This is a genomic window from Stenotrophomonas sp. GD03777 (genome assembly GCF_029842485.1).
GTDB lineage: Bacteria > Pseudomonadota > Gammaproteobacteria > Xanthomonadales > Xanthomonadaceae > Stenotrophomonas > Stenotrophomonas sepilia.
Genome location: NZ_JAOCGL010000049.1, coordinates 1 through 13,281 on the forward strand (window position 1 = coordinate 1; position 13,281 = coordinate 13,281).

Sequence of the window (13,281 nt, forward strand, 5' to 3'; positions counted from 1 at the left end):
GGTTCGGGTCCAGTTCGAAGCTGGCCAGCACCGAACCGGTCGGGATGATGTCGCCGGCAGCGCCGGACAGCTTCAGCACCTTGCCGGAGAACGGCGAGGGCACTTCCACCACGGCCTTGGCGGTCTCCATCGACACCAGCGGCTCGTCCAGCTTGATCACATCGCCTTCCTTGACGAACCACTCGACGATGGTCGCGTCCGGCAGGCCTTCGCCCAGGTCGGGCAGGTTGAAGTTCTTGGTCTGGCTCATTTGCAGTTCTCTTCCAGCAGTTCCAGTTCGCGGGCCGGCAGCCAACCCGTCGCGCCATTGGCGCGCTCGGACCACCACCACCCGCCGTGTTCGTGATGAAGCTTCACCATCTCGCCGCTTTCCACATCCAGCTCGCGGGCGTCGTAGTCGCACAGGGCTTCGGCGCGACCCTCGTCCAGCAGCTGCAACCAGGCGATGGGCGCCCATCCAGCGCGCCCATCGTTGGTGCGTACCCAGGCAAACGCCGGCCATTCCTCGTCACGTACACCTACTTCGACGATCTGGCCGGTGTGGAACCGGAGCGGGTTGGGATACTGGCTGCGGTAAGCCCCCAGAAGGCGGGCCCGCATGTCAGCCGGCCGCCACCGCGCGCTTGGCCGCCGCCACGATCCGCTCAACGCTCGGCAGGTACTTCATTTCCAGGCGGAACAGCGGAATGTGGGTGTCGTAGCCAGTGACGCGCTCGACCGGGGCCAGCAGGTCGTAGATCGATTCCTCGGCCAGGCGCGCGGCGATCTCGGCGCCGAAGCCCGCGGTCTTCGGGGCCTCCTGCACGATCACGCAGCGGCCGGTCTTGGCCACCGATTCGGCGATGGTGGCGAAGTCCAGCGGGCGCAGCGTGGCCACGTCGATGACTTCGGCACTGATGCCTTCCCCGGCCAGCTTGTCGGCCGCTTCCAGGGCTTCCTTCACCTGCGCGCCCCAGGTCACCAGGGTCACGTCGGTGCCGTCGCGCAGCACGAAGCAGACGTCCAGCGGCAAGGCTTCGCCGTCGTTGACGACCACTTCCTTGTACTGGCGGTAGATGCGCTTGGGCTCCATGTAGATCACCGGATCCGGCTCGCGGATCGCGGCCAGCAGCAGGCCGTAGGCACGCTGCGGCGACGACGGCAGCACCACGCGCAGGCCCGGCACATTGGTGAAGATCGCCTCGTTGGCTTCGCTGTGGTGTTCCGGCGCGCGGATGCCACCGCCCCACGGCACGCGCAGCACCATCGGGCAGTGCAGGCGGCCACGCGTGCGGTAACGCAGGCGTGCGGCGTGGCAGACGATATGGTCGACCATCGGGTACATGAAGCCATCGAACTGGGCTTCGGCCACCGGCTTCATGCCTTGTGCGGCCAGGCCGATGGTCAGACCGGCGATGGTGGTTTCGTCCAGCGGGGTGTCGAGGATGCGGTCCGAGCCGAAGCGCTGCTGCAGGCCGGCAGTGGCGCGGAACACGCCGCCGTTGACGCCCACGTCCTCGCCCAGCACCAGCACCGACGGATCGTGTTCCAGCTCCCAGGCCAGCGCCTGGGTGATGGCTTCGATGAGGGTGATCGGGGTGGTGGTCATGCTGTCATCTCCGCGCGCGACTGCAGCGCTGTCGGCGGCGTTGGTGTGCGCGCCGGGCGCGCCGTTCTTGATCTCATCCATGGCGCTTCTCCAGGGCGATCGCCTGGGCACGCTGGGCCAGCAGGTCCGGCGGCGGATCGGCATACAGGAAGTCGAACATCGCCTCGACCGGCTGCACCGGCGTGTTGAGGTACAGGTTCACTTCCTCGTCCACGCGCGTGCCGCACTCGGCAACCCAGGCGGTTTCCTCTTCTTCGCTCCACACACCGGCGTTGATCAGGTACTTGCGCAGGCGCAGCATCGGCTCGCGCTGCCAGGCATCCTTCACTTCGGCATCGTCGCGGTAGCGGCGCGCGTCATCAGCGGTGGTGTGGTCGGACAGGCGGTAGGTCATCAGTTCCAGCACGGTGCCACCGTCGCCGGCCAGCGCACGTTCGCGCGCCTGTTCCATTGCCGCCAGCACCGCGATCAGGTCGTTGCCGTCCACCTGCAGGCAGTGCAGGCCGCCCGCCAGGCCCTTCTGCGCCAGCGTTTCGGCACCGGTCTGGGCCGAACGCGGCACCGAGATGGCCCAGCCGTTGTTGACGATGCACAGGATCAGCGGCAGCTTGTAGGCGCCGGCCGAGTTCAGTGCCGCGTAGAAGTCGGTCTTGGAGCTGCCACCGTCGCCGCACACGGCCACGGCGATCTGCGGTTCCTTGTTGAGCTTGAACTTCAGCGCGGCACCTGCCGCATGCAGGCACTGGGTGGAAATCGGCACGCAGAACGGGAAGTCCTTGGCCGCGTTGCCGCCGTAATCGTTGCCGCGTTCGTCGCCGCCCCAGTACATCAGCACGTCGTGCGGGCGCACGCCACGCATGAACATCGCGCCATACTCGCGGTACGAAGGCGCGAACACGTCGTCCTTCTGCATCGCCGCGCCGATACCCACGTGCGCGGCTTCATGGCCCAGGCAGGCGGCATAGGTGCCGAGCTTGCCGGTGCGCTGCAGCGCGATGGATTTGCTGTCGAACGTGCGTACGAACAGCATCTGCTTGAACAGCGGTACCAGGACCTTGGGGTCGCGCAGCGACACGGGCAGGTCGTCACGGACGAGCGTGCCGTCCGTGTCCAGGTACTGCAGGTATTCGATCTTGAATTCAGCGGCAACCGTCATTGCGTACTGCACCTTCGACAGAGAAGTTACAAATGATATGAATCGCCATGTTAAGGAACGCGTACGGAATAGCCTTCCTGCGCCGCAACACGGAGATTCCCCGTTTTACCCCTGCCGGCGGGTGGGGGGCCAATAACAACAACGTATTCAGTCGTTGCTGCAAAGCATCAGAATACGCCTCTGGGTGACTGCCGGTACAACGGCGCGGACGGTTCCACGCGCAGGCCGGTGGTCGGCCGATGCTCCACGGCCAGCCGCACGCCCTGGTATGGACCGGGCGGCTGCCAGCGCGGCGGCAACGCGCTACCCTTGCCGCCCCCGATCTGGTCCCGCCCATGTCCGTCGACAACAACCAACGCGATCTCGAAGCCGGCATCCACACCGACCTGCAGGGACGCCTGACCTACGGCGGCTACCTGCGGCTGGACCAGCTGCTCAGCGCGCAGCAGCCGCTGTCCAGCCCGCCGCACCATGACGAGATGCTCTTCATCATCCAGCACCAGACCTCGGAGCTGTGGCTGAAGCTGCTGGGCCATGAGCTGCGTGCCGCAATCGGCTTCCTGCAGCGCGATGAAGTCTGGCAGTGCCGCAAGGTGCTGGCGCGCAGCAAGCAGGTGCTGCGCCAGCTGACCGAGCAATGGTCGGTGCTGGAAACGCTGACCCCGTCCGAGTACATGGGCTTCCGCGACGTGCTGGGCCCGTCGTCGGGCTTCCAGTCGCTGCAGTACCGCTACATCGAATTCCTGCTGGGCAACAAGAACGCGCAGATGCTGCAGGTGTTCGAGCATGACCCGGCCGGGCAGGCGCAGCTGCGCACCGTGCTGGAGGCGCCCAGCCTGTACGAGGAATTCCTGAAGTACCTGGCCCGCTTCGGCCATGCCGTGCCGGCGGTCTACGAGGCCCACGACTGGACCCAGCCACACGTGGCCGACGACGCATTGCAGCCGGTCTTCGAGCGCATCTACCAGGACACCGACCGCTACTGGCGCGAGTATGCGCTGTGCGAGGACCTGGTGGACCTGGAGACGGCTTTCCAGCTGTGGCGATTCCGACACATGCGCACCGTGATGCGGGTGATCGGCTTCAAGCGTGGCACCGGCGGTTCGTCCGGCGTGGGCTTCCTGGCCAAGGCGCTGGAACTGACCTTCTTCCCCGAGCTGTTCCAGGTGCGCACCAGCCTGCAGGCCGCGCCCCCGGCAGCGCTGGGCTGATCCCCATTCAGCTTGGTTCCCGGCCCGCGGCTGGATCGTTTCAGATGCAAGTTCAGGGAGCAGGATGCCACCTGCCTCAAACGGCGTGTATTTGACGTGAACGCCAGAAGTCGGTGATCCTCGCGCGTTGCTCCAACTGCACAGCGGACGTGCTCGTCATCCACCGAACCAGGAAATCCGCATGAGCGTAAACGCCACTGCGAACACCCCAGAGCCGGCACTGCCGGACTTCAAGACCACGCTGGGCCACCCGCGCCCGTTGTGGATGCTGTTCATGACCGAGTTCTGGGAACGCTTTGCGTTCTACGGCATCCGCTGGGCGTTGGTGCTCTACATCGTTGCCCAGTTCTACAACGGCAGCGCTGCCGGTGAAGGCGACGCCAGCCGCATCTATGGCGCCTACCTGGCCCTGGTGTACGCCGCGGCCATCTTCGGCGGCTACGTGGCCGACCGGGTACTGGGCTACCAGCGCTCGATCCTGACCGGCGCGATCATCATGGCCGCCGGCCTGTTCATGATCTCGCTTCCGCAGGAGCACATCTTCAAGCTCGGCCTGGCCACGATCATCGTCGGCAACGGTCTGTTCAAGCCCAACATCTCGACCATGGTCGGCAAGCTGTACGGCCTGAAGGACGAGCGCCGCGATTCGGGCTTCACCATCTTCTACATGGGCATCAACATCGGCGCGATGATCGCCCCGGTGCTGACCGAGTACCTGGCCCGCAAGGTGTTCGGTACCGATGCGATGCCGTCCTACAAGGTCGTGTTCATCGCCTCGGGCGTGGGCATGCTGATCTCGCTGGTGTGGTTCTACATCGGTCGTGCCGGCCTGAAGGGCATCGGCGCACCGCCGGCCGGCGCGGAAGGTTTCGGCCGCATCATCATGGTGCTGGCCGGTGCCGTGGTCGCCATCCCGGTCGCGTACTTCCTGCTGGCCACCGGCGCCACCGCGCTGGCCTGGATCCTCGGCGCGATGTTCACCGCGCTGGCCATCCTGCTGCTGGTCGAGGGCATCCGCGAAGGCAAGGTGCAGCGCGACCGCGTGATCGCCATGCTGATCATCTTCGCCTTCAACGTGATGTTCTGGATGTTCTTCGAGCAGGCCGGCAGCTCGTTCACCTTCCTGGCCGAGAACATCGTCAACCGCCAGTTCGGCAGCTGGACCTTCCCGACCGCGTGGTTCCAGTCGGTCAACTCGGTGGCGATCATCACCCTGGCCCCGGTCATCGCCTGGATCTGGGTGGCGATGGGCCGCGCCAATCCGTCCATCCCGCGCAAGTTCGGCCTGGGCCTGCTGTTCAACGGCGCCGCCTTCGCGCTGCTGATGTTCGCCCTGTCGCAGATGGTGGTGGACGGCAAGATCCCGTTCTGGACCCTGTTCATGGTCTACGTCATCCAGTCGGTGGGTGAGCTGTGCCTGTCGCCTATCGGCCTGTCGATGGTGACCAAGCTGGCCCCGGTGCGCCTGGTCGGCTTCGGCATGGGCGGCTGGTTCCTGTCCACCGGCATCGGCAACAACCTGTCGGGCATCTTCGCTGGTGTGGTCAGTGGTGAAGGCGGCATGACGGTCGAGTCGGCCCTGAAGGGGTATACCTTCGGGTTCTGGGCCCTGATCGGCTCCGGCGTGGTGCTGTTCCTGATCGCCCCGCTGATCAACAAGCTGATGCACGGCGTCAAGTAATGAAGCGAGGGTAGAAGGCATGCGCAGCAAGCTCGGTGGTGCAATGGTGGTGGTCTGTGCGGCGCTGATCGGCGCCTGTTCCCAACCGCAACCGCCTGCCACCGCCGAGCCCACGCAGCCCCTGGATACCCGGCCCACCGAGCCGCCGGTCGCTGACCCCAGCGAACCGGTGGCCTCGGGCAACACCCCGGTGGCGGCGGACATTGCCGCCATCGCCGGGCTCGGCGCGCAGTTCGACCCGGCCCGCGACCCCGCCGATGACCTGGCCACCGCCAAGGTGGAAGCCCAGCGCGGCAAGAAGCGCATCCTGCTCGAGATCGGCAACGCCGCCTGCGATCGCTGCCGGGCGCTGGACGAAATGGTCGAGGGCAACGGCGACCTGCGCCGCTTCCGCGACGCCCACTACGTGTGGGTGAAGGTCAACGCCAGCGACGAACAGCCCAACACCGCCTTCTTCGCCCAGTTCCCGGTGATGGAGCGCGACTACCCGCACCTGCTGGTACTGGACGCCGATGGCAGCCTGCTGGTCTCGCAGGCCACCGGCGAACTGCGCAGGGGCGAAGCCTTCCAGCCTGCGCGGGTGAGCGCGTTCCTCAAGCAGTGGGCACCTGATAAACCGGAGTAGGGTAGTGCCGGCCGCTGGCCGGCAGCTGTGGTGGGGGCCGACCGCTGGCCGCCTACCCCGGTGGGTGCCGACCGTTGGTCGGCACTGACGTCGGGTCGCATCCACGCATGGCGTGGCTCTACTGCGCGCGCCGTCACACTCCCTGAATCGGCATCTCAACTTCGCAACGCGCTCGCCGTTACCGGCAAGGACTTCAGTCGACGCCCCGTCGACGCAACCTACCGGAACGCCCATGCACAGCGACCACGCCGAACGATTGCCCGAACCTGCCAGCCACCTGGCCGAGGGTGGGGCAGGCGAAGGCGTGACCCTGCCGGCGCAGGAAACCCTGTTGGACGACGCCGGCACCGGCGAGGACACCGTCGAACTGGCACCACCACGCCACCGCCTGCCGCAGATCGCGCTGCCCGACAACGTGGTGCTGAAGGGCGCGGTGCAGAATCTGGTCGAGCAGAAGGCGCGGCTTGATGCGCTGGCGGCCGAGGGCCAGCTGGCCGGGCTGCTGCCGCCGGAATGGCAGGGCCATGGCGCGCGCGCGATCGAGCTGTCCACCTTCATCCAGGGCGTGCTGCCGTTCCTGCAGACCGGGGAGCGTGGCGAAACTGCGCCTGCCCGCCTGCCGGTGCGGCACGTGCTGGGGGATGACAGCCGATGGGGCCTGGAGGATGTCGCCGAGCCGAAGTCGTTGGCGTGGTACCTGGCCAGTGATGAGCGCGCCACTGCGGGCAGCAAGGACGCGGCGGAGGCGTACCTGGTGGGTGCGCTGGGCCTGGCGTGGATGCAGGAAGGGCGCAGCCGCCCGGGCTTCCTGCGTGCGATGGGCCAGGACAGTCTGGCGGCGCGGGTGACCATGCTGGGTTATCCGCCCGCCAACGAACTGGCGCTGTACAACGTCACCGCGCATGGACAGCCGCAGATCTGGTGCGTGCATGGCCGCCGCCGCATGCGCCCGCTGGTGGCGCCGTGGCTGAGCGTGCCGCTGCTGACCGCTTACGGCGTGCCGGCCCCGGTGGCGTGGCCGTCCAGCTTCCCACCGGTGGAGGCCGTGGCCGAACTGCTGGCGACCGTCCGCCCGGGGCGCGCGCTGCCGGAAGTGGATCTGGGCAAGGTAGTGGCGAAGATCGCCGAGGATGCCGCGTCCGACGCCTGGCAACCGGTCAGCCTGCTGCAGCTCAATACATGGTCACCGCGCTGGCATTTCTTCCTGGGCACCTTCGTCGGCCTGCCGTCGCTGCTGCTGGTGGCTGCGGCGCTGGCGCTGCCCGGGGCCGTCGAAGCCGCCACGGTTGCCGCCTCGCTGGGCTTCGCCGGCGGCGCCATCGCAGCACTGGCCGTGCCGTGGATCCACGCACGGCGCAAGCACCTGAGCTGAAAAAAGGGGACGGAGGGGATTAAGTCGTTTCAGGCACACCTGTGCTCGTTACGACTTAATCCCCTCCGTCCCCTTTTTCTTTCAGACCCCTTCGCCCATCCGCTCCAGGCCTTCGCCGGCCAGGCGCAGGATCAGCTTTTCCAGCACCTGCTCTTCCTCCTCGCTCAGCACCGACATCAGCTTGCGGGTGATCTCGATCACCATCGGCGCGATGGTCTCGTACACCTCGAAACCGGCGGCCGACAGCGCCAGTACCGAGCGGCGGCGGTCGTCGCCATGCGTCTCGCGCTTGATGAAGCCGCGCTCCAGCAGGCGGGCCACGGCGCGGCTGACCGCCACCTTGTCCATCGCCGTGCGGTCGGAGACCTCGCTGGCCGAGGAGCCCGGGTACAGCGCCAGGATGGTGATCACCCGCCACTCGGGGATCGCCAGACCGTAACGATCGCCGTACAGCTTGGCGATGTTGCCGCTGACCCGGTTTGACAGCACGCTCAGCCGATACGGCAGGAACTGTTCCAGGTCGAGCAGGACGTGCGAGGCACGCAGGCGGGTCGAGGCGGGATCGGGGCTCATGTTGCGGTGCACCTTGCTGGTGGTTTCAAGTGTAACTATAAGGGGTAGGTCCAGACCCTGCATTCTCGCCGGGTCCCTACCTGCCCGCACCTGGTTTGTACCGATGCGGTACCGATTCGGAGCCACGCCATGAATACCGCAGTCCCGACCGCCTCGCACCCCAACCCCGGCATGCAGGTCACCACCTTCGAGAACCCGATGGGCATCGACGGTTTCGAGTTCGTCGAATTCGCCGCCCCGGCCGGCCGCGGCCAGGAGCTGCACGAGTACTTCCGGAAGATGGGCTTCAGCGCGGTGCTCAAGCACAAGCAGCGTCCGATTACCGTCTATCGCCAGGGCGACGTCAACTTCCTGGTCAATGAAGATCCCGATTCGTTCGCTTCGGACTTCGCCGAAAAGCACGGTCCGTGCGCCTGCGGCTTCGCCATCCGCTTCAAGAAGCCGGGCCAGGAGGTCTACCAGGCCGCGCTGGGCAACGGCGCCGAAGCCATCGCCTTCAAGCCGGACAGCAAGGCGGTCAGCGCGCCGGTCATCAAGGGCATCGGCGACTGCATGCTGTACCTGGTCGACCGCTACGGCGCGGCCGGCAGCGTCTACGACGGCGACTACGAGCCGATCGCCGGTGCCGACCTGCACCCGGTGGGCTTCGGCCTGACCTTCATCGACCACCTGACCCACAACCTGTACTTCGGCAACATGCAGCAGTGGTCGGACTACTACGAGCGCCTGTTCAACTTCCGCGAGATCCGCTACTTCGACATCAAGGGCCTGAAGACCGGCCTGGTGTCCAAGGCGATGACCGCGCCGGACGGCATCGTGCGCATCCCGCTGAACGAATCGTCCGACCCGAAGAGCCAGATCAACGAGTACCTGGACGCGTACAAGGGCGAGGGCATCCAGCATATCGCCTGCTTCACCGAGAACATCTATGAGACCGTTGAAGCGATGCGCGCGCAGGGCGTGGACTTCCTCGATACGCCGGAAACCTACTTCGACGTGATCGACCAGCGCGTGCCCAACCACGGTGAAGACGTGCCGCGCCTGGCCAGGAACAAGATCCTGATCGACGCCGACCCGGAAACCCACCAGCGCAAGCTGCTGCAGATCTTCACCCAGAACTGCATCGGCCCGATCTTCTTCGAGATCATCCAGCGCAAGGGCAACGAGGGCTTCGGCGAAGGCAACTTCACCGCGCTGTTCGAGAGCATCGAGCGCGACCAGATCCGCCGCGGCGTGCTGTAAGGTCTGCAGGCAATGTCGGCTTCCGGTCGACATTGCCTGTCCGAATGGTAGTGCCGGCCGCTGGCCGGCCATCTCTGGAGTTCCCATGTCCCCCGCCATCATCGCCCGCGGCTACCAGTCCGGCTTTGGCAACGAGTTCGCCACCGAGGCCGTCGCCGGCGCGCTGCCGGTCGGGCAGAACTCGCCGCAGAAGGTGGCCCACGGCCTGTACGCCGAACAGTTGACCGGCACCGCCTTCACCGCGCCGCGCGGCAGCAATCGCCGCAGCTGGCTGTACCGGATCCGTCCGGCGGTGACCCATGGCGAGTTCACCCCGTTCGCGCAGTCGCAGCTGCAATGTGATTTCGGCGCACAGCCGGCCTCGCCGAACCAGCTGCGCTGGAGTCCGCTGCCGCTGCCGGAGCTGCCGACCGACTTCGTCGAAGGCCTGTACACGATGGGGGGCAACGGTTCGCCCGATGCGCATGCTGGCGTGGGCATCCACCTCTACGCTGCCAACCGCGACATGGTCGGCCGCTACTTCTACGATGCCGACGGTGAGCTGCTGATCGTGCCGCAGCTGGGCGCGCTGCGCCTGCTGACCGAGCTGGGCGTGATCGAGATCGAGCCGCAGCAGATCGCGGTGATCCCGCGCGGCGTGCGGTTCCGCGTTGAACTGCCCGATGGCCCGAGCCGCGGCTACATCTGCGAGAACTACGGTGCGCTGCTGAAGCTGCCTGACCTTGGCCCGATCGGTTCCAACGGCCTGGCCAATCCGCGCGACTTCGAAACCCCGCACGCGGCGTTCGAGGATGTCGATGGCGATTTCGAGCTGATCGCCAAATTCGAGGGCCGCCTGTGGCGTGCGCCGATCGACCATTCGCCGCTGGACGTGGTGGCCTGGCACGGCAACTACGCGCCGTACCGCTACGACCTGCGCCGCTTCAACACCATTGGCTCGATCAGCTACGACCACCCGGATCCGTCGATCTTCCTGGTGCTGCATTCGCCCAGCGACACGCCGGGAACCAGCAACATGGATTTTGCGATCTTCCCGCCGCGCTGGCTGGTGGCGCAGAACACGTTCCGCCCGCCGTGGTTCCACCGCAACATCGCCAGCGAATTCATGGGCCTGGTGCACGGTGCCTACGATGCCAAGGCCGAAGGCTTCGTGCCGGGCGGCGCATCGCTGCACAACTGCATGAGCGGCCACGGCCCGGACGCGCCGACCTTCGACAAGGCATCCAATGCCGATCTGTCCAAGGCGGACGTGATCAAGGACACGATGGCCTTCATGTTCGAGACCCGCGCGGTGATCCGCCCGACCGCACAGGCCCTGGCCGCCGGCCACCGTCAGGGCGACTACCAGCAGTGCTGGAACGGCCTGCGCAACAACTTCCGCTGACCCGAAAAAGGGGACGGAGGGGATTAAGCCGCAATCAGCACACGTGTGCTTGAAACGACTTAATCCCCTCCGTCCCCTTTTTCTTCAGGCCACCTCGGCGAACGCGTCGCAGTGCTCCAACGGCAGCGCTTCCAGCAGGCGTTGGCGTACACGCTGGCAATAGCCTTCCGAAGTCAGCCCGGGCAGCATCCGCATCGCCGAGTGCAGCACCTGCAGTACTTCACTTTCGGCGCGTGCCTGCTGCAGGTCGCGGAACAGCGCCGCCGCCTGCGGGTGGCGCTGCATTTCCAGGATGCCCAGCACATAGATGCGCGCGGACACCAGCGAGCGGCGGCGTTCGACCGCTGTGGCAGCAGCTGCGGCAGGTGTCGCGGGCTGCGGCTCTACCGTGGCTGCCGGCGGCGGTGGCGGGGCTGCGGCACCGGTGCCGGTGCTCAGGTAGCCGGCCTGCACCAGCTGGATGACCATCGCGGGCGCATCCTGGCCGAGCAGACCGGTCAGGTCGGTGATGCTGCGTTGGCCGTCGCACAGGATCAGCAACCGGCGCTGGCGCATGTCCAGCGGCGCGCGATGGGCCTGCAGCGCGGTTCGGGCGAGTTCGGTCTTGCGCGGTTGCATGGAAGGGACAGCCAGGTCGGTGCATGCCGAGCCTGAACGAGGGCGATGAAACCGCGATGACAATGCAGCCTCTGCACGCGCGCTGCGCTAGCGTGCAGCTACCTTCGTGCCAGGGAACCGCACCGATGAAGCACCTCCCGATTGCTGGTCTGTTGCTCCTTTCGCTCGCCGCATGCAGTGGCGGCCCCGACAAGCAGGGCGCCGCCGGCAGCGGCAGCGATACCCCGGCGGAAACCGCCTCGGCGACCGGTCCGGCCCAGTCGACGGATCCTGATCTGGCGGCCCGCCCGGCGAACGACCTCCGCAAGGACAGTCCGGCCCGCCTGGACGGCTTCGCGGGTGCGAAGCTGGGCACCGGCATCGCCGAAGTCCGCAGTGGTTTTGGCACGCCACTGCAGGGGCTGGGCACCGATGCCGCCGGCAAGCCGCTGTCCGCCGACGACGGCAACGACGGCTGCTACTTCCTTCGCCCGCAGGATGCCGAGGACCCGCGGCTGATGATCGAAGGCCGCAAGCTGGTGCGCTACGACGTGCGCAGCGCCGCCATCACCGCACCGGGCGGCGGCAAGGTCGGCATGACCCTGGGCGAGCTGCAGGTGCTGTATCCCGAGCGCGCAGACGTCGGTCCCGACAAGTACGACGAGAAGGCCCAGCACCTGCGCGTGCGGCCGGCGCAGGAGGGCGGGGCAGTGATCGACTTCGCGCTCGGTGCCGATGGCCGGGTGGGGGCCTGGCGGGTCGGGCAGACCCCGCAGGTCGACTATGCGGAAGGCTGTGGCTGATCCTTGATCCATCGCCCAGCCATGCGCTCGGGCCAAGCGTAGAATCGCGCCACCACTGCTGGGGAGTGCTCGATGATCGCCATTGCCATTGCCTGGTTCCTGCTCGGCCTGCTGCTGCTGGCACTGGGCGGGGACTCCATCGTGAAGGCCGTCTCTGGCCTGGCCCAGCGCTTCGGGGCCAGCCCGTTCACTGCCGGGCTGCTGCTGCTCGGCGTGACCACCTCGTTGCCGGAACTGGCGGTCAACGCACGTGCGCTGGCGGTCGGCCAACCGGAGCTGGCACTGGGCAATGCAGTGGGCAGCAGCATCGTCAATCTGGGCTTGACCCTGGCGGTGGCCGCCGTCGCCGCCCCCCTGCTGCTGCGCGCGCGCCTGCAGGCGGTGCTGTGGTGGTCGCTGCTGGCGGCCGCCGTGCTGCTGATCCTGTTCGGCCTGGATGGTCACCTGGTGCGCTGGGAAGGCGGCGTGCTGGTGGCGGGCTTCATCGTCGTGCAGGTGCTGCTGCTGCGCCGCGGCCGCGTCGAGAGCGCCGAGGTGCAGGTAGCCATCGCCGAATCCGCGCTGAGCCGCACCAGCCTGCCGTTGAACGTGCTGCGCGTGTTGATCGCCGCACTGACCCTGTACTGGGGCGCGCGCCTGGTGGTGGGGGCTGCCGCCGACTTCGGTGCCGCACTGGGCTGGACGCCGTTGCTGGTCGGCCTGCTGCCGGTGGCGATCGGCACCGCACTGCCCGAGGCGGCCACCGCCATTGCCGCCTCGCGTCGCGGGCATGGCGACATGGTGCTCGGCCACGTGCTGGGTTCCAGCGTGGTCAACCTGCTGCTGGTGATCGGCGCGATGGCGATGTTGCAGCCGTTGGCCTTGCCGGCCTCGTTCGTGCGCCTGGAACTGCCTGCGCTGTTGGCGTTCGCGCTGGTGCTGTACCCGATGCTGCGCGGCGACCTGAAGATCAGTCGTGGCGAAGGCGGGATCCTGCTGGTCGCGTTCGTAGGCTGGTTCGTGCTGGAGCTGCTGCTGGTCGGCGCACCGGCGTTGTAGATCCACGCCAT

At 67.0% G+C, this 13,281-nt stretch carries 14 protein-coding genes; 8 read left to right on the top strand and 6 right to left on the bottom strand.

What is annotated here, in order from left to right; translation table 11 throughout:
• The 4 genes from N5E02_RS11980 to pdhA form a co-directional block, all read right to left on the bottom strand.
• Positions 1-250 (bottom strand): biotin/lipoyl-containing protein (locus N5E02_RS11980; RefSeq protein WP_345782201.1); only part of this gene is annotated, 250 nt, incomplete at its 3' end.
• Positions 247-600 carry an SH3 domain-containing protein gene (locus tag N5E02_RS11985; RefSeq protein WP_005411349.1) on the bottom strand — a complete coding sequence of 118 codons (354 nt, stop codon included), beginning with the start codon at positions 598-600 and terminating at the stop codon, positions 247-249. The genes N5E02_RS11980 and N5E02_RS11985, both read right to left, overlap by 4 nt.
• A gap of 1 nt (position 601) precedes the next feature.
• A complete protein-coding gene (locus tag N5E02_RS11990; protein WP_005419896.1) occupies positions 602-1,669 on the bottom strand; it encodes an alpha-ketoacid dehydrogenase subunit beta in 1,068 nt (355 codons plus the stop codon).
• On the bottom strand, positions 1,662-2,744 hold the full coding sequence (gene pdhA / locus N5E02_RS11995) for a pyruvate dehydrogenase (acetyl-transferring) E1 component subunit alpha (RefSeq protein ID WP_279946294.1): 1,083 nt from the start codon (positions 2,742-2,744) through the stop codon (positions 1,662-1,664). Before pdhA ends, N5E02_RS11990 begins: the two co-directional genes overlap by 8 nt.
• Positions 2,745-3,079: 335 nt before the next feature.
• Here pdhA and N5E02_RS12000 point away from each other — a divergent pair, with 335 nt between their 5' ends.
• The 4 genes from N5E02_RS12000 (at position 3,080) to N5E02_RS12015 (ending at position 7,633) form a co-directional block, all read left to right on the top strand.
• On the top strand, positions 3,080-3,955 hold the full coding sequence (locus N5E02_RS12000) for a tryptophan 2,3-dioxygenase family protein (protein ID WP_005419892.1): 876 nt from the start codon (positions 3,080-3,082) through the stop codon (positions 3,953-3,955).
• Positions 3,956-4,136: 181 nt separating this feature from the next.
• On the top strand, positions 4,137-5,636 hold the full coding sequence (locus tag N5E02_RS12005) for an oligopeptide:H+ symporter (RefSeq protein ID WP_065178867.1): 1,500 nt from the start codon (positions 4,137-4,139) through the stop codon (positions 5,634-5,636).
• 19 nt (positions 5,637-5,655) lie between these two features.
• Positions 5,656-6,261: a thioredoxin family protein gene (locus N5E02_RS12010; RefSeq protein WP_069138720.1), complete on the top strand. Its 606-nt coding sequence runs from the start codon at positions 5,656-5,658 to the stop codon at positions 6,259-6,261.
• A 232-nt stretch (positions 6,262-6,493) separates the two neighbouring features.
• A complete protein-coding gene (locus N5E02_RS12015; protein ID WP_164093396.1) occupies positions 6,494-7,633 on the top strand; it encodes a hypothetical protein in 1,140 nt (379 codons plus the stop codon).
• A gap of 81 nt (positions 7,634-7,714) precedes the next feature.
• Here N5E02_RS12015 and N5E02_RS12020 read toward each other — a convergent pair whose 3' ends face one another.
• Positions 7,715-8,206, bottom strand: a complete 492-nt coding sequence (locus N5E02_RS12020) for a MarR family winged helix-turn-helix transcriptional regulator (RefSeq protein ID WP_005419884.1) — start codon at positions 8,204-8,206, stop codon at positions 7,715-7,717.
• 129 nt (positions 8,207-8,335) lie between these two features.
• Here N5E02_RS12020 and hppD point away from each other — a divergent pair, with 129 nt between their 5' ends.
• Both hppD and hmgA read left to right on the top strand, forming a co-directional pair.
• A complete protein-coding gene (hppD, locus tag N5E02_RS12025; protein ID WP_196768686.1) occupies positions 8,336-9,448 on the top strand; it encodes a 4-hydroxyphenylpyruvate dioxygenase in 1,113 nt (370 codons plus the stop codon).
• Positions 9,449-9,533: 85 nt separating this feature from the next.
• A complete protein-coding gene (hmgA, locus tag N5E02_RS12030; protein ID WP_065186524.1) occupies positions 9,534-10,832 on the top strand; it encodes a homogentisate 1,2-dioxygenase in 1,299 nt (432 codons plus the stop codon).
• A gap of 84 nt (positions 10,833-10,916) precedes the next feature.
• Here the strand turns inward: hmgA and N5E02_RS12035 are convergent, their stop codons facing one another.
• Positions 10,917-11,450, bottom strand: coding sequence for a hypothetical protein (locus N5E02_RS12035; protein ID WP_069138716.1), 534 nt, complete (start codon positions 11,448-11,450; stop codon positions 10,917-10,919).
• 125 nt (positions 11,451-11,575) lie between these two features.
• Here N5E02_RS12035 and N5E02_RS12040 point away from each other — a divergent pair, with 125 nt between their 5' ends.
• Positions 11,576-12,232, top strand: coding sequence for a hypothetical protein (locus N5E02_RS12040; protein ID WP_005419872.1), 657 nt, complete (start codon positions 11,576-11,578; stop codon positions 12,230-12,232).
• Between the two features lie 72 nt (positions 12,233-12,304).
• Positions 12,305-13,270, top strand: coding sequence for a sodium:calcium antiporter (locus N5E02_RS12045; RefSeq protein WP_065186523.1), 966 nt, complete (start codon positions 12,305-12,307; stop codon positions 13,268-13,270).
• Positions 13,271-13,281: the final 11 nt, after the last annotated feature.